At 75.6% G+C, this 19,895-nt stretch carries 16 protein-coding genes, 1 tRNA gene and 1 pseudogene; 12 read left to right on the forward strand and 6 right to left on the reverse strand.

All coding sequences use genetic code 11. The features are described 5' to 3' along the window. Window positions 1–46: 46 nt before the first annotated feature. From V2S66_RS08695 to V2S66_RS08705, 3 genes are all read left to right on the forward strand, one after another. Entirely contained in the window at window positions 47–1,375 is a 1,329-nt protein-coding gene (locus tag V2S66_RS08695; protein WP_330793974.1) for a vWA domain-containing protein, read from the forward strand. A gap of 79 nt (window positions 1,376–1,454) precedes the next feature. Beyond that, window positions 1,455–2,627 carry an FHA domain-containing protein gene (locus tag V2S66_RS08700; protein ID WP_330793975.1) on the forward strand — a complete coding sequence of 391 codons (1,173 nt, stop codon included), beginning with the start codon at window positions 1,455–1,457 and terminating at the stop codon, window positions 2,625–2,627. Beyond that, window positions 2,627–3,340: an N-acyl homoserine lactonase family protein gene (locus V2S66_RS08705; RefSeq protein WP_330794169.1), complete on the forward strand. Its 714-nt coding sequence runs from the start codon at window positions 2,627–2,629 to the stop codon at window positions 3,338–3,340. Before V2S66_RS08700 ends, V2S66_RS08705 begins: the two co-directional genes overlap by 1 nt. Before the next feature lie 45 nt (window positions 3,341–3,385). Here the strand turns inward: V2S66_RS08705 and V2S66_RS08710 are convergent, their stop codons facing one another. Then, the gene (locus V2S66_RS08710; RefSeq protein ID WP_413966335.1) at window positions 3,386–4,300 is read right to left on the reverse strand and encodes a methyltransferase domain-containing protein; all 915 of its coding nucleotides are present in this window, start codon (window positions 4,298–4,300) and stop codon (window positions 3,386–3,388) included. Between the two features lie 94 nt (window positions 4,301–4,394). On the opposite strand from V2S66_RS08710, the gene V2S66_RS08715 reads away from it, so the two are divergent. From V2S66_RS08715 to V2S66_RS08735, 5 genes are all read left to right on the forward strand, one after another. Beyond that, window positions 4,395–4,799, forward strand: coding sequence for a globin (locus V2S66_RS08715; RefSeq protein WP_330793976.1), 405 nt, complete (start codon window positions 4,395–4,397; stop codon window positions 4,797–4,799). Window positions 4,800–4,981: 182 nt separating this feature from the next. Beyond that, entirely contained in the window at window positions 4,982–8,383 is a 3,402-nt protein-coding gene (locus tag V2S66_RS08720) for an ABC transporter permease (protein ID WP_330793977.1), read from the forward strand. Window position 8,384: 1 nt separating this feature from the next. After that, the gene (locus V2S66_RS08725; protein WP_330793978.1) at window positions 8,385–11,264 is read left to right on the forward strand and encodes an FtsX-like permease family protein; all 2,880 of its coding nucleotides are present in this window, start codon (window positions 8,385–8,387) and stop codon (window positions 11,262–11,264) included. Between the two features lie 356 nt (window positions 11,265–11,620). Further along, window positions 11,621–12,580 carry an ABC transporter ATP-binding protein gene (locus V2S66_RS08730; RefSeq protein ID WP_330794171.1) on the forward strand — a complete coding sequence of 320 codons (960 nt, stop codon included), beginning with the start codon at window positions 11,621–11,623 and terminating at the stop codon, window positions 12,578–12,580. 24 nt (window positions 12,581–12,604) lie between these two features. Then, a complete protein-coding gene (locus V2S66_RS08735; protein ID WP_330793979.1) occupies window positions 12,605–13,237 on the forward strand; it encodes a TetR/AcrR family transcriptional regulator in 633 nt (210 codons plus the stop codon). Between the two features lie 55 nt (window positions 13,238–13,292). On the opposite strand, the gene V2S66_RS08740 is transcribed toward V2S66_RS08735, so the two are convergent. The 4 genes and pseudogenes from V2S66_RS08740 to V2S66_RS08750 form a co-directional block, all read right to left on the reverse strand. Continuing rightward, a complete protein-coding gene (locus V2S66_RS08740) occupies window positions 13,293–13,952 on the reverse strand; it encodes a GOLPH3/VPS74 family protein (protein ID WP_330793980.1) in 660 nt (219 codons plus the stop codon). 131 nt (window positions 13,953–14,083) lie between these two features. Beyond that, the gene (locus V2S66_RS34500) at window positions 14,084–14,455 is read right to left on the reverse strand and encodes a hypothetical protein (protein ID WP_413966349.1); all 372 of its coding nucleotides are present in this window, start codon (window positions 14,453–14,455) and stop codon (window positions 14,084–14,086) included. Between the two features lie 76 nt (window positions 14,456–14,531). Further along, window positions 14,532–14,606, reverse strand: a pseudogene (locus tag V2S66_RS34505) (hypothetical protein); the annotation flags it as partial. A 287-nt stretch (window positions 14,607–14,893) separates the two neighbouring features. After that, window positions 14,894–15,196 (reverse strand): muconolactone Delta-isomerase family protein, encoded by a 303-nt coding sequence (locus V2S66_RS08750; protein WP_330794172.1) that lies wholly within the window; start codon window positions 15,194–15,196, stop codon window positions 14,894–14,896. A gap of 120 nt (window positions 15,197–15,316) precedes the next feature. On the opposite strand from V2S66_RS08750, the gene V2S66_RS08755 reads away from it, so the two are divergent. From V2S66_RS08755 to V2S66_RS08765, 3 genes are all read left to right on the forward strand, one after another. Then, window positions 15,317–16,270: a LysR family transcriptional regulator gene (locus V2S66_RS08755; protein WP_330793981.1), complete on the forward strand. Its 954-nt coding sequence runs from the start codon at window positions 15,317–15,319 to the stop codon at window positions 16,268–16,270. Window positions 16,271–16,488: 218 nt separating this feature from the next. Further along, a complete protein-coding gene (locus tag V2S66_RS08760; protein ID WP_330793982.1) occupies window positions 16,489–17,202 on the forward strand; it encodes an SDR family NAD(P)-dependent oxidoreductase in 714 nt (237 codons plus the stop codon). Between the two features lie 20 nt (window positions 17,203–17,222). After that, the gene (locus V2S66_RS08765) at window positions 17,223–17,603 is read left to right on the forward strand and encodes a nuclear transport factor 2 family protein (protein WP_330793983.1); all 381 of its coding nucleotides are present in this window, start codon (window positions 17,223–17,225) and stop codon (window positions 17,601–17,603) included. A 231-nt stretch (window positions 17,604–17,834) separates the two neighbouring features. On the opposite strand, the gene V2S66_RS08770 is transcribed toward V2S66_RS08765, so the two are convergent. Further along, window positions 17,835–17,907, reverse strand: a tRNA-Arg gene (locus tag V2S66_RS08770). 336 nt (window positions 17,908–18,243) lie between these two features. Here V2S66_RS08770 and V2S66_RS08775 point away from each other — a divergent pair. Next, window positions 18,244–19,890 (forward strand): dynamin family protein, encoded by a 1,647-nt coding sequence (locus tag V2S66_RS08775; RefSeq protein ID WP_330793984.1) that lies wholly within the window; start codon window positions 18,244–18,246, stop codon window positions 19,888–19,890. Window positions 19,891–19,895 lie beyond the last annotated feature (5 nt).

Below are 19,895 nucleotides of genomic sequence, written 5' to 3' on the forward strand. Positions count from 1 at the left end.
CCGGGGGGCGGTACGGGCAAGGGCACAAGGAGCGCAGGGGTAAGCGATGGCCAATTTCTCGAAGTCGAACGTGCCGCAGTTCTCGGTCGACGTCTACCAGAACGAGTTCCTGCCGGAGGGCGGCCGCGAGGTCAACGCGATCGTCACCGTCACCTCCACGGGCGGCGGCACCTCCGGCGGGCGGCCGGCCGACGGGCAGAGCGGGCCGAGCGCCGGCGTGGTCCTGATGGTCGACTGCTCCGGTTCGATGGAGTACCCGCCGACCAAGATGCGCGGCGCCAGGGAGGCCACCGCTGTCGCCATCGACGCGCTGCGCGACGGGGTGTCCTTCGCCGTGGTGGCCGGCACCCACCAGGCCCGCGAGGTGTTCCCGGCGAACGGCGCGCTCGCGGTCGCAGGGCCCGCCACCCGCGCGCAGGCCAAGCAGGCGCTGCGCAAGCTGACCGCGGGCGGCGGCACCGCCATCGGCACCTGGCTCAGGCTCGCCGACCGGCTGCTGGGCGGCGCGGAGGTGTCCATACGGCACGGCATCCTGCTCACCGACGGCCGCAACGAGCACGAGAAGCCGGAGGAGTTGCAGGCCGCGCTCGACTCCTGCGCCGGCCGCTTCACCTGCGACGCGCGCGGCGTCGGCACCGACTGGGAGGTCAAGGAGCTGACCGGGATCGCCTCCGCGCTGCTCGGCTCGGTCGACATCGTCGCCGACCCGCAGGGCCTGGCCGCGGACTTCCAGTCGATGATGGAGAACGCGATGGGCAAGGAGGTCGCGGACGTGGCGCTGCGGCTGTGGACCCCGCAGGGCTCCGAGATCGCCTTCGTCAAGCAGGTCGCGCCGACCGTCGAGGACCTCACCGCCCGCCGCACCGAGGCCGGGCCGCGGGCCGGCGACTATCCGACCGGTTCGTGGGGCGACGAGTCCCGCGACTACCACGTGCAGGTGCGCGTGCCGGCCGCGGGCGTGGGCCAGGAGATGCTCGCCGCCCGGCTGTCGCTGGTGCTGCCGCAGCCCGACGGCGCCCCGCGGGTGCTCGGCCAGGGTCTGGTGCGCGCGGTGTGGACGGACGACATGGCCTCCTCCACCCGGATCAGCCCGCAGGTCGCGCACTACACGGGACAGGCCGAGCTGGCCCAGGTCATCCAGCAGGGCCTGGAGGCCCGCAAGGCAGGTGACCTGGACGGCGCGACCGCGAAGCTGGGCCGCGCGGTGCAGCTGGCGAGCGCCTCGGGCAACGCCGACACCGCCAAGCTGCTGGCGAAAGTCGTCGACGTCGTGGACGCGGCGAGCGGTACTGTGCGGCTCAAGGCGAGGGTCGCGGACGCCGACGAGATGACCCTGGAGACGCGGTCGACGAAGACCGTGCGCGTGAAGAAGTAACGGGCGGGTACGGACGGGTACGTACGTTCCGCGCCACACCTGTGGACCCGCCCCGGCGGGCGGAGGGGGAGCCGGCAGCATGCCGATGTGTCCGAACGGCCACCAGTCGGGAACCGACGACTGGTGCGAGATCTGCGGCATGCGGATGGCCGCGCCCTCGTCGACCTACGGGTCCCGCCCGCCGTCGTCCGCGTCGTCCTCCTCCACGTCCCCGTCCTCCGCCCCGCCGTCCTCCCCCTCGCCGCCCGGCTACGGCGGCTCCGGGTACGAGGCCGACCCGGCGGCGGTCGCGGAGGTCTGCCCGCAGTGCGGCACGCCGCGCGAGGGCGCGGCGCTGTTCTGCGAGGAGTGCCGGTACAACTTCCGCACCCACTCGCCGACGGTGGCGCCCACCGGACCCGGCGGACCCGGTGCTCCGGGCGGTCCGCCGCCCTCCCCCACCGCGCCCGGCTTCCCGCCGTACCAGCGCTACGAGTCGCAGCGCTCCAGGCCCTCCCAGATCAACCGGCCCGCGGAGCCGGTGCCTTCGGAGTCGGTGACGGTCACCTCCGGGTCCGGCGACTTCCTGCTGGACCCGCCGTCCCGGCCCGTCCAGCCCGTGCAGCCGGCCGCCGGGACGTCGGCGCACAGCGCGCCGCCGGCCGCGCCACCCCCCTCGCACACCGTCGCGCCGCCCGTCGCCCCGGCCACCGCCACCGGACTCGCCGGACCGGCCGCGCCCGCCGCCGATCCGCTCACGTCCCCCCTACCGTCGCCGGCGCAGGGCGGCGCGGGGCCCGCCGGCGCGGGCGCCGGGACGTCCGTCGCCGGACCGGACTCGGCCGGCCTGTCGGGCCCGGTCTCCCGTACCGCCTGGGTCGCGGTCATCGCCGCGGACCGGGAGTACTTCACCGCGATGATGGCCCGCAGCGGGCCGGAGGCGGAGGGCCTGTACTTCCCGGCCTTCTCGCCCGAGGTGCGGCTGCCGCTGACCGGCAACCAGATCACCATCGGCCGCCGCCGGCACAGCACCGGCGAGGCGCCGGACATCGACCTGGCCCGCGCGCCGGAGGACCCCGGCGTCTCGCACCAGCACGCCGTGCTGGTCCGGCAGCCGGACGACACCTGGGCGGTGGTCGACCAGGACTCCACCAACGGCACCACGGTGAACCTCGGCGAGGACCCGATCCGCCCCTACACCCCGGTGCCGCTCGACGAGGGCGACCGGGTGCACGTCGGCGCGTGGACCACGATCACCCTGCGGCGGGCCTGATGGGCGCCGCGACCGCGCCCGCGCTGCGCAGGCTCGACCTCGGCTGGTTCGTCCGGCCGGGCGCGGAGACCGCGGACGGCAGGCCACGGGTGGAGCCCGCCTTCGGCTACCTGGTGCGGCACGGCGGGGAGTTGCTGCTCTTCGACACCGGCATCGGCGAGGCCGACGAGGAGACCGACGCCCACTACCGGCCGCACCGCCGCCCGCTGCGTGAGGCACTCGCCGCGGCCGGCGTGGCACCCGACGAGATCACCCTGGTCGCCAACTGCCACCTGCACTTCGACCACATCGGCGGCAACCCGCTCTTCGCGCGCACCCCGATCCTCGCCCAGGCCGCCGAACTCGCCCTGGTCAGAGCCGGCGAGCACACCCCCGAGCCGCTCGTCGGCTTCCCCGGCGCGCGGTACGAGGAGCTGGCCGGCGAGGCCGAGATCCGCCCCGGCCTGTGGATCGTGCCCACCCCCGGCCACACCGCGGGCCACCAGTCCCTGGTGGTGCGCAGGCCCGGCGGCACGGTGATCCTGGCCGGGCAGACCCACGCCTCCGCCTCGGACTTCGCCGCGGCCCGGCTCGCCGCGACCGCCGCCGCCGAGGGCGCGCTGCCACCGCTGCCGGAGCCGGACGGCTGGCCGGCCCGGCTGCTGGAGTTCGATCCGCGCCGGGTGCTGTTCGCGCACGACGCGTCGGTGTGGGAGGCGGGGTCCGCGTCCTGACCGGCCTGCGGGGCCTGACCGGTCCGCGGGGCCACCGGGCCGGGGTCAGCGCGCGGCGGAGGTGACGTCCCAGACGTCCGGGCCGTCGGGGTCGTCCAGCCACACCCACTGGCGGCCGTCCGCCACGGTCATCCCGAAGCGGCTGCGGTCCGGGTGCCGCCCCCGGCCGAACAGCTCCTCGCCGATCCCGCCGTGCGCGCCGCCCCCGGCCGCGCCGCGCAGCGGCACGAAGAACGCCGGGGTGTGCAGGAACCGTCCCTCCGCGTGCCCCGGCCCGTGCACGGTGAGCAGCACCAGGCCGGTCGCGAAGGGCGCGAGCAGCAGCGCGCCCGGCCGGCACTGCTCCAGCCAGGCCGCGGGGATCAGCGGCAGCTCGCAGGTCGCCATGATCCGGTCGTACGGCGCCCGGTCGGGGACGCCGAGCGCGCCGTCCCCGGTGACGACGGCCACCGAGCGGGCGGCGGGCGTGCCGTAGGCGGCCAGGTGCGCGCGGGCCGCGTCGGTGATCTCCGCGTCGAGGTCCACGGTGGTCACCGCGCCGGGGCCGAGCCGGTGGGCGAGGAGCGCCGCGTTGTAGCCGGTGCCCGCGCCGATCTCCAGCACCCGGTGCCCGTCGGCCACCCGCAGCGCCTCGCACATCAGCGCCATCAGCGACGGCTGGCTGCTGGAGGAGACCAGCTCGCCGCCGATCACGTGGGTGGCGATCGGCCGGTCCGCGTACGCGCCGGACAGCCCCCGCAGCCTTCCGCGCAGGTCGCCGCCCGCCCACTGCGGCGTCTCGTCGTCCGGCGGGTAGCCGAGCACGAACAGATGCCGCGGCACCTCGGCGAACGCCGCCCGCCAGGCCGGATCGGTGAGCCCGCCGCCGGCCACGATGCGCCGCACCATGCGGGCCCGCAGCGCCCGCGCCGCCACCCGGCAGCGCTCGTCGTCCTCCCTGCCGTCCGCGGGTCCGGTCATGTCTCCATCCTGCTCCCCCATCTGTCCATCCTGCTCCCGGCCGCCAGGACCTACGACTTCGGTCCTCGGCCACCGCGTCTGCGACGATGGTGGGGTGACTGAGATCCGGCGCGGCTCGCTTCCGCAGCAGACGTTCTACGAGCTGGTCGGCGGTGAGCCGACCTTCCGCCGGCTGGTGCACCGCTTCTACCAGGGCGTCGCGGACGACCCCGAGCTGCGGGCGATGTACCCGGAGGAGGACCTGGGTCCGGCCGAGGAGCGCCTCACCCTCTTCCTCATGCAGTACTGGGGCGGCCCCCGCACCTACAGCGACGAGCGCGGCCACCCCCGGCTGCGCATGCGGCACGTCCCCTTCACGGTCGACAGGGCCGCCCACGACGCCTGGCTGCGCCACATGCGCGCGGCCGTCGACGAGTTGGCCCTCCCGCCGGAGCATGAGCAGCAGCTCTGGGACTACCTGGTCTACGCGGCCGCGTCCATGGTCAACACCCCTGGCTGACCGGGCCCCGGTCCCGGCACGGCGCGGGGCGTCGTGTTCCAGCCACCCGGCGCCGCCCGGAAAGCGCTTCCTCGCCGCGCCCCGCGGTCGGTCACGATCGCGTTGCGACCGTCTTCCCGCCGTTCTCCTCTCGCTCGTCCGTTTGAGAGCATCCGGTCAGCGGGCAAATGGGGGGAGCGTCGGTGACAGGGTTCGTACTGCTGCGCGTCCGCGCCCACCGGCTGCTGCTGGCGGCCGCCCTGCTCACCGTGGTGCTGACCACGAGCGTGCTGGCCACCTTCACCGCGTTCACCGGGGCGATAGGCGACGCGGCGCTGCGCCGCACCCTCCAGCACCAGGACGCCGCGCGCGCGACCGTCGAGGTCGAGGCGGACGTGTCCGAATCTGGTGCTTCCGCGCTCGACACCGCCGTGCGCGAGCGGCTGGCGGGCTCCTTCGCCGGGCTGCCCACGCAGGTGCACGGGACCACCCGGTCGGGCCCTTACGGGCTGCCGTTCGCGCTGCGGCCGGCCGGCGCGCCCCGCGGCGGCGACCCTGATCTGACCCTGCTCGCCACCTTCGACCGGTCCCGGCTGACGCTCGTCTCCGGATCGTGGCCGGCGCCGGCCGCTCCGGGCAGCGCCGAGGTGCAGACCGCGCTGCCGCTGGCTGCGGCGCAGGCGCTGAAGGTCGCCCCCGGCCGGACGATCGAGCTGACGAACCGGCTCGGCGGCCCCCGTCTGCGCGTCCGCGTCGCCGGCGTCTACCGCCCGGCCGACCCCGCGTCGCCGTACTGGCACCTGGACCCGCTCGGCGGGCGCGGCGTGCACACCGTCGCGTTCACCACGTACGGGCCGATGCTGGTCGACCCCGCCGACTTCACCTCGGGGCGGGTGGCCGCCGCCGCGATGGCGTGGCAGGCGCAGGGCGACTTCCGGCACGCCTCGGCGAGCGGCATGGACGCGCTGGAGAACAGCGTCGGGCAGACCGTGCAGGACCTGAAGGACGGCTCCGCGACCGCGTCGGTGCAGACCACCAGCGCGCTGCCCGGCCTGATCGACGCGCTGCGCCGCAGCATGCTCGTCACCCGCTCCACGCTGCTCATCGGCGCGCTCCAGCTGGTCATCCTGGCGGCCTTCGCGCTGCTGCTGGTGGCGCAGCTGCTGGCCGAGGAGCGGGCCGGGGAGACCGCGCTGCTCCGGGCCCGCGGCGGCTCGCGGGCCCGGGTCGGCCGGCTCGCGGCCACCGAGGCGCTGCTGCTGGCGGTGCCCGCGGCGGTGGCCGCGCCCCTGCTGGCGGGACCCGTCACACGGCTGCTCGCCGGCACCGGCGCGATGGCCCGCACCGGGGTGAGTCTGGGCGACGGCAGCGCCGCCGCGGCCTGGCTGGTCGCGCTGGGCGCGGCACTGGCCTGCGCCGTCGCGGTGACCGCGCCCGCGGTGCGGTCCGGCGGCGCCTACGCCGTCGAGCGGGCGGCCCGCGCCAGGCGCGGCGCGCTGCCCGGCGCGCTCCAGGCCGGCGGCGACCTCGGCCTGCTGGTGATCGCCGGCGTCGCCTACTGGCAGCTGCAACGCCGGGCGTCCGGCAGCGGCACGCTCAGCACCAAGGCGAGCGGCGGCCTCGGCGTGGACCCGGTGCTGGTGGCGGCGCCCGCGCTGTGCCTGCTCGCGGGCACCGTCCTGGTGCTGCGGCTGCTGCCGCTCGCCGCCCGGCTCGGCGAGCGGCGGGCCGCCCGCGGCCGCGGCCTCGCGCTGGCCCTGGCCGGCTGGCAGCTGTCGCGGCGGCCGCGGCGCGGCGCGGGGGCGGCGATGCTGCTGGTGCTGTCCGTCGCGATGGGCATGTTCGCGATCGGGCAGGGCGCGAGCTGGGACCGCTCGCAGCGCGACCAGGCGCAGTTCGCGGTCGGCTCCGACGTGCGGGTGACCGGCATGACGACGCCGCCGTTCGGCCAGGCGGGCATCTTCGCCTCGGTCCCCGGCGTCGCCGCGGCGGCCCCCGCCACCCGCGAGCAGCTGCTGCTCACCCAGCAGCGGGAGGCGACCGCGCTGGTCGTCGACACCCGGCAGGCGGGCCGCGCGATGCAGCTGCGCTCCGACCTGACCGACGGGCGGCCGATCGCGGCGCTGCTGGCGCCGCTGCGGGCCGGCAGGGCCGCCGACCCGGCCGGCTTCGCGCTGCCGCAGGGCGCCAGGACGGTGGCGTTCACCGCCACCCTCAGCGCCGTCGGCGCGGACGGACGACCGCAGCCGGGCAGCGCGGGCGAGGACCATCTCGTGGCGACCGTGGTGGACGGCGCGGGGGCCGCGTACGGCTTCGTCCTCGGCGACCTGCCGCCGGACGGCGCCCCGCACCGGCTGGTCCTGGACCTCGGCTCCCAGATCGGCACCGCGGGCGGCGCCCCGGCCGGACCGGTGCGGCTGGTGGGCGTCGACGCGGTGTACTCGCTGCCCGGCGTCAGCGAGCACCACCTGCTCACCCTGCGCTCGGCCCGGGTGACCGCCGCCGACGGCTCGGTGCGGGACCTGGCCGCCGACCCGCGTGAGCCGTGGGAGGCCCGCTCGTCCTTCGACAACCCCGATCTCGGCGGCCTGCCCGACCAGGTGCAGCCCCAGGTGAGCGCCCCGCGCACCACCGGCGGCACGCTGCTCGCCGTCGCCTACACCACCGGCTCGGAGAAGATCGACCCCCACGCCTACGACCAGCCGCCGAGCGTCACCGTACGGCTGCGGCCGCGCGCACCGGCGCCGCCGCCGATCGCGGGCGTCGCCACCGACTCCTACCTCAAGGCCGTCGGCGCCAAGGTCGGCGGCATGGTGAAGGTGCAGCTGTCCGGCGTGGACATCCCGGTGCGCATCACGGCGGCCGTCCACGCCCTGCCCGGCACCGGCCCGGGACTGACCGGCGACCCCTCCGCGGCCGACCCCGGCCTCGCCGGCGCGGACGCCGCCGCCGGCGGCGACGCGGTCAAGGACGCCGGCGCGCTCGTCCTCGACCTGCGCGCGGTGGACCGGCTGCTCGAACGGCAGGACGCGCTGCCGCTCCAGCCCAGCGAGTGGTGGGTGGCCGCACGGCCCGGCGACGCGGCGAAGGTCGCGGCCGCCCTGCGCGCCCGCACCGACGTCGACACCCTGCTGGTGCGCGACGAGACCGCGGACGAGCTGCGCGCCGACCCGCTCGGCGCCGGCCCGCAGTCCGCGCTGCCCGCCGCGGTGATCGCCGCGTCGGTCCTGGCCGCGGTCGGCTTCGCGGTGTCCGCGGTCGGCGCGGTCCGCGAGCGCAGCGGCGAGTTCGCGGTGCTGCGCGCGCTCGGCGCGCCCCGCCGCAGACTCGCCCGCATGATCGCCGCCGAGCAGGGCCTGCTGGTGCTGGTGTCCCTGGCGGTGGGCATCGTCCTGGGCGCGCTGCTGACCCGCATGGTCACCCCGCTGATCGTGCTGACCGCCCAGGCGGCCAGACCCGTCCCGGAGCTGCGCGTCGAACTCCCGCCCGGCCGGCTGGCAGAACTGCTCGCGGTCGTCGTGGCCGTACCGCTCCTGGTGGTCCTGGCGACCGCCCTACGCCGCGGCGACCCGGCCACCGCGCTGCGCCGCCAGGGGGAGGACTGAGATGACCGACGAGCAGAATCCGGAGCGAGGGACAGAGCACGGGCCGGGGCGCGAGCCGGGGCCCGAGGCCGCGGCCGACGCCGGGCGCGAGGCGGCCGGGCCGGAGGCGGAGGGCGGGCGCGGGGGCCTCGCGTGGGTGCGGGTCCGGCTGCGGACCGCGCCCGCCGCGGCGCTCGCGCTGTTCGCCCTGGTGCTGGCCACCGCCTTCCTCGCCGCCGCTCTCCCCCGCGGCGTGGACCGCTACGAGAACCACGCCCTGCGCGAGTCGCTGCGGCACGCCGACCTCAGGGAGCGCGGCGTCACGCTGCTCGACTCCTACGAGCCGGACCCGTTGGAGCAGACCTCCCTCGACCCGGTGGGCTCCGACCAGGTCGAGCGGACCTTCCAGAGCCTCGTACGACCGCCGCTGAGCCTGCTCAAGGGCCAGGCGGTCTACGGAGTGCGCACGGCCGGCGAGGCCAAGGTGCCCGATCCCGGCCTGGCCCGCACCAGCCCCAACGACCCGGCCGCGTCGCTGATCGCGCAGGCCGGGCTCGCCGGGCACGTACGGGTGGTCGCGGGCCGGCTGCCCCAGCCCGCCGCGCCGCCCCAGGAAGGCGAGCGGCCGCGCACCGTCGAAGGCGTCGTCACCGAGAAGACCGCGCAGGTGCTGCACCTGAAGGTCGGCCAGACCGTGCACCTGTCGCAGCTGAGCCCGGTCCCGCTGCCGGTGCGGGTGTCCGGCATCGTCGCGCCGCTCGACCCGGCCTCGCCGTGGTGGAACGAGGACCCCGACCTGCTGCATCCCCTCGTCCACGCGCCGCCGCCGCCTCCGGGCGAAGCACCCCAGACGTACTGGTACTTCACCGTGCTCGTGGACCGCACGACCGCGATGACCTTCCCGGTGCTCGGCGGCGGCATCTCGCTGTACTGGCACCACCCGATGGACGTCGACCGGCTCAGCGCGCACCAGGTGCCCGCGCTGCAGAAGGAGCTGTCGTCCTTCGACAGCGGACCCGACTCGGTCGCGCTCCAGCGCAGGACCGGGACCCCGGTCGCCGTCGGCGGCAGCGCGAGCACCCTCCTCGGCGCCTTCAGCCGGGACCGGGCGGCGGCCTCGCCGCTGGTGCTGGTCGCCGCGGTCGGGGTGGGCACGACGGCCTTCGCGGTGCTGCTGATGGCGGGCGGGCTGGCCGCCGACCGGCGGCGCGTCGAGATCTCTCTGCTGCGCTCCCGCGGCGGCTCGCTGCGCGGCATCGCCCGCCGGCTCGCCGCGGAGACGGCGGCGGCCGCGGTGCCCGGCGGCGTCCTCGGCACCGCGCTCGCACTGCTCCTGCTGCCGACCGACCGCGCGGCCACCGCGGTGGCCCTCGGCGCGCTGGTCACCGTGATCGCCGTGCTCGCGCTGCCGCTGCGGGCCGCCTGGACGGTGCGCAGGCCGCGCCCGGCGAGCCGCGAGGACCTCGCCGCCGCCCGGCCCTCACGGCGCCGCCTCGTCCTCGAACTGACCGTCACCGTCCTCGTGGCGGGCGCGGTGGCGGCGCTGCGGCAGCGCGGCACCGACGGCGGCGACGACCCCTATCTGGCCGCCGCGCCGGTGCTGGTCGCGGTGGCCGCCGCCCTGGTGCTGCTGCGGCTCTATCCGATGCCGCTGCGGGTGCTGGCCCGCCCGGCCGCGCGGCTCAGCGGGGCGGTCACCCACCTCGGCCTGGCCCGCGCGGGCCGCTCCCCCGCGACCGCCCAACTGCCTCTGCTGGCGCTGCTGGTGTCGCTGACCGTCGCCTCCTTCGGCGGCTCGGTGCTCGCCGGGATCGACCACGGCCGGGACCGTGCGGCGGCCGCCACGGTGGGCGCGGACGCCCGGATCGACGCACGGTTCGCGCTCTCACCGCAGCTGGCGGCGCAGGTCCGGAAGGTGCCGGGCGTCGGCCGGCTGGTCACCGTGCGGGTCGAGCCGAACGGTCCCACCCCGCCCTTCGACTCCACCTACTCGGTGGTGATCGTCGACCCGGCGAGCTACGCGGCGATCACCCGCGCCGCCGGCCTGCCCGCCTTCCCGGCCGCCGCCTACGCCCGCTGGGACGGGCACGGCCCGCTGCCCGCGGTGGTCTCGCCGGACCTGGCCCGCAGGATGGCCGGCCGTCCGACGCAGATCACCACGGGTGTCGGCGCGGTCGAGATCAGCGCCGCCGCGACCCTGCCGGCGACGCCGGCCGCACCGGGAGCCGCGTTCATGATCGTCTCGGCCGCCCAACTGCACCGCGTGCACCCGGACATGGCCGCGTACGACCAGTACACCGAGCCGACCACGCTGCTCGCGATGAACGCCCCGGGCGCGCACATCGACGGCCCCGCCCTGCACAAGGCCGCCCGCGAGAGCACCACCTACGTCACCGTGCTGCTGCGCGGCGAGCAGCGCGCGGCGCTGACCGACACCCCGCTCCAGCACGGCGCGCGGGACATCTACCTGGCGGCGGTCGCCGCCGGCGCGGTGTACAGCGCCCTGGCCCTGCTGCTGTCCCTGCTCCAGGCCGCCCCGCAGCGCACCACGCTGCTGGCCAGGCTGCGCACGATGGGCATGACCCGCGCGCAGTCCCAGCGCCTGGTGCTGCTGGAGATGCTGCCGCAGGTGCTGCTCGCGGCGGTCGGCGGCGTACTCGTCGGCCTGGCGGTGATCCCGCTGCTGGGACCGGGTGTGGACCTGCGCGCCCTCACCTTCGGCAGCGGCCCGCAGGACCTCGCCCCGGTCGACTTCGGCCTGGGCCTGCACGCCGACCCCTGGTCGCTGGCGCTCCCCTCGGCCGGTCTGCTCGTCCTGGCCTGCGCGGTGCTCCTGGTCCAGGCGTGGATAGGCGCACGACGACGTGAGAGCACCGAGCTGAGAGTGGGGGACCGGGTATGAGCGACCACGACACGACGGGTCCGAGCACGAACCCGGGCCCTGGCCCTGGCCCTGGCCCTGGCCCTGGCCCTGGCCCTGGCCCTGGCCCTGGCCCTGGCGATGATCGCGCTCCGGGCGCGGGTCCGGCTGCCGCCGGGACGACGGGAGCGGCGGGGCCCGCCGCGGCGGACGGAGCGCGCGGCCCGGCGGACGCGGACCGCCCGGCGGGCGCCGACGCACGTGCCGCAGGTGCGGGCAGCGCCGCCGACGCGGACCGTACGGCAGGTGCACGCACGGGCACCGGCACGGGCCCCGCTACCGCGTCCGGCGCAGCGGACACCGGCGGGGGGCGGCCGCAGGCGCGGAGCCTCGCGGAGCTGGAGCGGGCAGCCGCCGAACGCCGCGAGCGGCCGGCGTACGGCAAGGACTCGCTGATCAGCTGCGACCGCCTCGTCCGTATCTTCACCGCGGACGGCGTGGAGGTGCAGGCCCTGCAAGGGCTCGACCTGCTGGTGGCGCAGGGCGAGCTGATGGCGCTGGTCGGCGCCTCGGGCAGCGGCAAGTCGACGCTGCTGAACATCCTCGCCGGCCTCGACGTGCCCACCGCGGGCGCGGCGTCCGTCGGCGGCTACGACCTGCTCGCCATGGACGCCGCGGCCAGGCTGCGGTACCGGCGCGAGATCGTCGGTTTCGTCTGGCAGCAGACCGCCCGCAACCTGCTCCCCTACCTGACCGCCGCGCAGAACGTCGTGCTGCCGATGCAGCTCGCCGCCCGCGGCAGCGGGCCCCGCACCCGCCGCAAGCGCGCCGCACGGGCCGCCGAACTGCTCGACATGCTCGGCGTCGGCTACTGCCACGACCGCCGCCCCGCGCAGATGTCCGGCGGCGAGCAGCAGCGCGCCGCGATCGCGGTCGCCCTGGCCAACGACCCCGCGGTCGTCCTCGCCGACGAACCGACCGGCGAGCTGGACTCGGCCACCGGCGAACAGGTCTTCGCGGCCTTCCGCACCGCCAACGAGGAGCTGGGCACCACGGTCGTCGTGGTCACCCACGACCACGCGGTCGCCGACGCGGTCCGCCGCACCGTGGCGATCCGGGACGGCCGTACGGCCTCGGAGGTCGTACGCCGCACGGAGGTCGACGAGCACGGGCAGGAGTCCGTCGTCGCCAGGGAGTACGCCACCGTCGACCGGGCCGGGCGGCTCCAGCTGCCGCGCGACTACACCGATGCCCTGGACATCAGGTCCCGGGTGCTGCTGGAGCTGGAGCCCGACCACATCGGTGTCTGGCCTGACCTCCCCCAGGACCGCGCGGAGCGGCCGGGCGATCCGAAGTAGTCGACCGGTCGTACCATGTCCGGTATGGGACGGACCAGTGACGCCAGAGAGAAGATCCTCAGCGCCGGGCGCTCGCTCATCGAGCTGCGCGGCTACTCGGCGCTGGGCGTGGCCGAGATCTGCAAGACCGCCGGGGTGCCCAAGGGCAGCTTCTACTACTTCTTCGAGTCCAAGGAGGCGCTCGCCCTCGCCGTCATCGACGAGCACTGGGCCCGCCAGGAGCGCGACTGGACGCGCGTCCTGCGGGAGGGCGACGAGGAGCCGCTGGTGCGGCTGCGCCGGCTGTTCGACGAGACCGAGGCGATGCAGCGCGCGGGCCAGCAGAGCTGCGGGACCGTGGCGGGCTGCATGTTCGGCAACCTCTCCCTGGAGATGAGCAACAGGACCGAGGCCGTCCGCGCCCGGCTCCAGGAGATCTTCGAGGCCCAGGTCGACATGGTCGCCGCGGTCGTCTCCGCCGCCCTCGAACGCGGCGAGGTCACCGTCGCCGACACCCGCGAGGCCGCCCGCTCGGTCGTCGCCCAGGTCGAGGGCCAGGTGCTGTTCGCCAAGCTCTACAACAACGCCTCACAGCTCGGCGTCCTGTGGGCCAACTGCCTGGCCCTGCTCGGCGCCCAGGCGCCGCGGACTCCCCAGGGAGCCCTGGCCGCGCTCTGACGTCCCGCGCCCGCCGCCGCGGCCCCACCGGGCCGCCGCCCGCGGCGGCGGACGGTCACGGCGCCCGCCAGATGTTGTCGAAGGCCGCGTCCTCCACAGTCTTGCGCTGCCGTACGGAGTCCAGCTCCACCACGGCCCCGCTCACGGTGGCGAGCACCGCCGCGACGGACTCGTCGTCGATCCCGTCGAAACCGTCCCCGGCCACCGGGTCCGCCAGGTCCACCGGGTCCACCGGGTCCACCGGGTCCACCGGGTCTTCCCCGACGCGGATCGCGGCCGCGAGGGCGGCGAGTACGGGCTCACCGGCAGCCCAGCGCTCAGCTGCGTGGCGGCGGGCGGGCGAGTCGGCGAACACGGTCTTGCTCGTCCGCACCGGAATCCAGCGGCCGCGCTCGCGGGTGATCTGCCCTTCCGCCTCCAGGACGGCCAGGTAGGCCGACGCCAGCCCTTCGCCGCGCCGCCACAGCCAGTCCTCCACCGACTCGTACGGCTGCTGCCGCACGAGCGCCGAGGCGGGGTCGCCGAGCGGTCCTTCGGACGGCGTCCACGGGCCGCTCGGCACGATGCGGTCCTCCTCCAGGGTGACCGCCTGGGCGTCGAGGAGATCGAGCAGCTCGGCTCCCGCGAGGGCGAGCGAGAGGTCGCCCTGCTCCACCGGAGGGCTGGGCTGCGCGAGGTCCTTGGCGACGATCAGCAGGTCCTGCGGTGTGCTCATGAACGGCTCCAGATCAGAGGCATCGGCGGCGGGACGTCGCCGGACGACCGGCCGGGCCGTGCGTGCGGCACGACCGGAGCGGAGTCCGGAAAAGGGAGCTTCCCGCACGTGGCCGACTGTAACCCGCTGGCTCACCGGCGACCGGACCGTGCCGCGGCGGTTTCCGCCGGTCCTGCCGGCCGGCGGTCCGGGGCGGCGGGGGCGGGGGCGGCGGTGCCGATCCGGTGCGGGAACCCGATCCGCAGCAGCCCCGCGGCGGCCGCCGCCGCCAGCACCACCCCTGCGGCCAGCAGCAGCGCCTGGTGGTAGCCGTGCCGCAGCAACGGCGTGACCACCAGCGGCCCGAGGAGCGCACTGGCCGCGATGACGAAGATCAGGGCGCTCGCCGAACCGGCCATCAGCCGCGGTGCGAGCCACACCGCCGTGCTGTGCGTGACGGACATGCCGGCGAGGGTGGCGACCAGCACGACCAGGGACCCGCGCAGCGCGAGCGCCGAACGCACCAGTGCGGGAGGCAGGGATGCCGGCGAGCGCGCCGGTCAGATACCCGGCGTAGTCGGCCGTCGCCAGGTTCGCTCCGGCGGCGGAGGAGAGCCCGGCGTGGGCGTGCATCAGCGGCAGGATCGGCGTGAAGACGAACCGCCCGACCCCCATGCCGGCGGCCGGCGCCGCTCCCGCCCGCACGACGTGCGTCCACGGCGAGACCGGCGGGCGGCCCGCCGGTCGGAGCGGGCAGGGCGCGGGTGGTTCGTGCGCTCATGGCGGGTCCTCGTGCGCGCGGTGCGGACGGCTGGCGCGGTCAGGTGATCCGATCAGCGAGCGGCCGGCGGGGCTGTCGGGCGGGCGATCAGGGTGGCAGGCGGCCGGCGGGGCCGAACGGCGGCCGGGTCGAGGCGGGGACCCGGGCCGGACCGATGGCCGGAAACAGGCCCTCGCGCCCGTCACCTCGCGGTCCCGGCCCACCCCGGATCGTTCGGATGCGGCTGGAGCGCGGTGACGTCCAGGGACATCCACGGGCGCAGCGGCAGTGTGCCGAGGACCTTCTCGTGGAGTTCGTCCTCGTCGGCGGCGCACCACACGCCGATGCCGCGCAGTTCTCCGACCGGGCGCCACAGCCGTGCCAGACGGCCGTCGGCCGCCAGTTCCCGGGCGCGGACGGCCTCGGCGGCGCGGCGCCGGCCGACCTCGTCCTCAGGGGTGCCCTCGGGGATCGTGGTGGTGATCTCCACCAGGAACTCGCGCATGCCCTTGCTCCGTTCGACCAGCTCTCGACGCCTGCGCGCCCATGGTCCGCCGACCGCCGCGGGCGACGCCACGACCGGCCTCCTCCTTGCTGGTAGGCGCGGCCTCCCACCGCACGTAGCATGGCGATTGTGGAGCTGCGCCAGCTGCGGTACTTCGTCGCGGTAGCCGAGGAACTCAACTTCGGCCGGGCCGCCGGGCGCCTCCTGATCGCCGGGCCCTCCCTCTCCCAGCAGATCAAGGCACTCGAACGCGACCTCGGTGTCCGCCTCTTCGACCGCGACCGCCGCTCGGTCGCCCTGACCCCGGCCGGCGCCGCGCTGCTGGCGGACGCCCGCTCGCTGCTCGAACGGGCCGACGACCTCCGCCGCCGCGCCGGCCGCCTCGCCGGCTCCGAACCGGTCCGGCTCGGCTACGTCGACTGGCTGCCCGCCGACATGACGGCCCGTACCTCCGCGGTGGCCCGGCTCCACATCGACGCCTGGATCGCCCCTTCGCACACGCAGGCCGCCCGGGTCGCCGACGGCAGCCTGGACCTCGCGGTGTGCTGGGTGCGCACCGAGGACCTGGAACGCCGCGGTCTGCGCGCCAGGCTTCTCGGCGCCGACCGGCTGCACGCGGTCTCCCCCGGCGACGCCACTGAGGACGTGGCCGCCCGGGACACCCTCGTCCTGCTCGACGACGACGCCACGTCCTGGTCGTCCTGGGACGTCTACGCGGAGCAGTTCGCCGCCGACACCGGCGCCCGTGCCGTCCGCATCGCCGACGGCGGCATCACCGGCCCGGCCTTCTACGACCACGTCCGCCGTCTCGGCCGTCCGGTCGTCAACTCCCCCAAGGGCCAGAACGACCCGCTCCCGCCCGACCTGGTCCGCCGCCCGCTCGTCGCACCGCGTATCCACTGGACCTGGTCCCTGGTCTGGCGCAGGAGTGAGGTCCGGCCCGCGGTCCTCGCCGTCGTCGAGGTGCTCTGCGACGGGGTGGACCGAGGCGGCGCCGGCATCGACGCCCCGGACTCCTGGCTGCCGGCCGGAGATCCGTACCGGTCCGGCGGCGCCCGCCCCGCCACCGGCTGAGCCCGCGCCGCCCTCCCGCTCCCCCTCCTCCGCTCCCGCTCCCGCTCCCGCTCCCCGACTGCGAGCCTGCGCCTTCCACCTGCGAGAAATCAGGTCCTGCCGCAGACCCTCCGCGCCTTTGACTTCGCCGTCGGTGCCGCTTACCTTCACATAGGCGACCGGTCGGCTAGTAGCAGGGCCGGACGCGTTCACCCCCCGACTCCCCGTGAAGGAACGTCATGGACACGCAGAACCAGAAGGTCGCCGTCATCACCGGCGCCTCGCAGGGCCTGGGCGCCGGCCTGGTCGACGGCTACCGCAAGCTCGGCTACGCGGTCGTCGCCACCTCGCGCACCATCGCCCCCTCCCAGGACCCGGACCTGGTCACCGTCCAGGGCGACATCGCCGACCCCGCCACCGCCGAGCGCGTCATCGCGGCGGGCCTTGAGCGCTTCGGGCGTATCGACACCCTCGTCAACAACGCGGGCATCTTCGTCGCCAAGCCCTTCACCGACTACACCGCGGCCGACTTCGCGGCGACCACCGGCGTGAACGTGACCGGCTTCTTCCACATCACCCAGCTGGCCATCCGGCAGATGCTGACCCAGGGCGGCGGCCATGTCGTCAGCGTCACCACCAGCCTGGTCGACAACGCCGACTCCCACGTCCCGTCCGTCCTGGCCTCCCTCACCAAGGGCGGGCTCCAGTCGGCGACCAAGTCGCTGGCGATCGAGTACGCGACCCGCGGCGTCCGCGTCAACGCCGTCTCCCCCGGCCTGATCAAGACCCCGATGCACGCGGAGGAGACCCACGAGGCCCTCTCCGGCCTGGTCCCGGCCGGGCGGATGGGCGAGACGAGCGACATCGTCGACGCGGTGGTCTTCCTGGAGAACGCCCCCTACGTCACCGGCGAGATCCTGCACGTCGACGGCGGCCAGAGCGCCGGCCACTGACCCTCCCGAGAGGAGGACCGATGAGCGCCACGAGCGCCACCACGGACATCACCGCCGTCCTGCGCGGCGTCCTCGACCGATGGAAGTCGGGCATCGACGACCATGAGCCGGAGCGGGTGGCCGCCGCCTTCACGGAGGACGCGATCTTCCAGGGGCTGCGTCCGTACAGCGTGGGACGGCAGGGCGTCACCGACTACTACGCCGCCCAGCCGCTCGACATGAAGGTCGCCTACCGGATCCTCGAGACCCGGCGCCTCGCCGACGACCTCGTGCTCGGCTACCTGGCCGTCGACTTCTCGTTCACCGACCAGCCCACCAGGACCTTCCGTCTCGGAGTGCTCGCGCGGCGGACCGGGAGCACCTGGCTCCTCGACCACTACCAGATCTCACGCCTCGACTGAGGCCGGGAGTACGGGCGATGGGCGGACCGCCACCGTGCGGCCGCCCGCCCGGCGCCGGTGCGGCGCGGCTTGTCGGGGAGGTCCGGTTTCAGCCACCGGGCGCGGAGTTCGACCCATGGGCCCGCAGCGGCGCCCCGGTTCTCACGCGATTCCTACCGGGGCCCGGATAACGTCACCACGACCTGCGGCTATGCGCCCCACGGCAGTTGCGGGGCGCTCCATCGGCGAGCGCGCCCCCGGCAGGACTCGAACCTGCGGCCAAGCGCTTAGAAGGCGCCTGCTCTATCCACTGAGCTACGGGGGCCGGACAGTGGCCGCGGCTGTCTCCGCCCCTGGGTGGTTCCGTGACCTCGTATCGGGTCAAGGATAGGGCGTCACACGCCTGCTGCCGGGCGCTTCACCCGCGTGACATGGTGTGGAGGTTCGGTGAAGCGGTCCGATAATCGCAGGCGGCCGCGGAAGGTGCATCGCTTTTGACGCGTCGAAATGCTGCTGTTGTGCAGTCGTTATGCCGATGGCTCATTCTGTCCCCCGTCCCCCGTTCGTCACATGGGGGCACTCAGCGGGCCGAATAGGGCAAACTGCCCCGAATGCGCTTCTAAAGCGCTGCAATATGGGGCATTCTGCCATTGTGGTGATCTTGGACGTACGGCCTGAGCTGCTGGACGCATTGTCCGTTCTGCGTGATCGTGTCGACGCCGCACGCTTCCCCTTCCCCCTGCCAGGGGCCGGCCGGGCCCGCCGCACCCGCCTTGAGCTGCTCACCCAGCTCGACGACTATCTGGTACCCCGGCTCAAGGCCCCGGAAGCACCCTTGCTCGCAGTCGTCGGCGGGTCCACGGGGGCCGGGAAATCCACCCTCGTCAACTCCCTCATCGGCCGTCGCGTCAGCCCCTCCGGCGTGCTGCGCCCCACCACCCGGACCCCGGTGCTGGTCTGCCACCCCGAGGACCGCGCCTGGTTCGCCGACCCCCGCGTGCTGCCCGGACTGACCAGGACCTGGGCGGTCCGCCAGCGGTCCCGGGCCGACGAGGACGGGCACGACCGGGCCGACCTCGAACGCGGCGCCGCCGACGTGACCCTGCCGGTGCGGGCCGAACTGCGGCTGGAGGCCGACGACTCCCTGCCCCGCGGCCTCGCCCTCCTGGACGCCCCCGACATCGACTCCCTCGTCGGCCGCAACCGCGAACTCGCCGCCGAGCTGATCTGCGCCGCCGACATCTGGATCCTCGTCACCACCGCCTCGCGTTACGCCGACGCCGTCCCCTGGCACCTGCTGCGGACCGCCCGCGACTACGACGTCACCCTCGCCACCGTGCTCGACCGCGTCCCGCACCAGATCGCCAACGCCGTCAGCAGCCACTACGGGGCCCTGCTCACCAAGGCCGGACTCGGCGACGTACCCCGTTTCACCGTCCCGGAACTGCCCGAGTCGGCCGGCGGCGGCGGACTGCTGCCGCAGACCACCGTCGCCCCGCTGCGCGCCTGGCTGACACACTGCGCCGACGACCCGGCCGCCCGCCAGCACGCCGCCCGGCGCACCGCGGTCGGCGCCCTGGACTCGCTGACCTCGCGCCTGCCCGCGCTGGCGTCCGCCTCGGCCGCCCAGCACGCCGCCGCCGTCCGGCTCGCCAGGACCGCCGAGGACGCCTACGAGCAGGCCGCCCTCCGGATCGGGGACGCCGTCGCCACCGGCGTCCCCCTGGCGGGCGAGGCCCTCGCCCGCTGGCACGGCTACCCCTCCTGCGGCCCCGGCCCCCTCCAGCGGGCCCTCAGCGAGGAACTCGCCACCCTGCTGCGCACCGAGACCGACGCCGCGGACGAGCACATCGCCGAGGCATGGCAGGAGGACCCCGCGGGCGCCGTCCTCCTCGACCTGCCCGCCGCGCGGCCCGACCGGGACCGCGTCGCCCTCGCCGCCCGGATCGACAAACGGGTCCGCCGCTGGCGACGGACCGTCAGGGACCTCGCCCGCGCCGAGGTCCGCAAGGCCCGCGCCGCCGACCGGCCGCCGGCAGACCCGGAGGCCGTCGCCGCCCTGCTGTCCACCGCCCTGCTCGGCGGACGCCACGGGCGGGCGGCCGGCGAGCAACTCGCCGAGACCGTCGGCGTCCAGTCCGCCCTCTCCTTGCGCGACGCCGCGGGCGACCGCCTCGACAGCACGGTGGCGGCCCTGCTGCACGCCGAACGCGACCGGCGGCTGGCGCCCATCGACGCCCACGACGTCACCGCCGCCCAGCAGTCCGCCCTGATCGCCGCCGTGTCCCTACTGCAGAAGGAAAGGTGACCGCG

Origin of the sequence: Actinacidiphila polyblastidii, assembly GCF_036353415.1 — a bacterium.
Lineage (GTDB): Bacteria > Actinomycetota > Actinomycetes > Streptomycetales > Streptomycetaceae > Actinacidiphila > Actinacidiphila polyblastidii.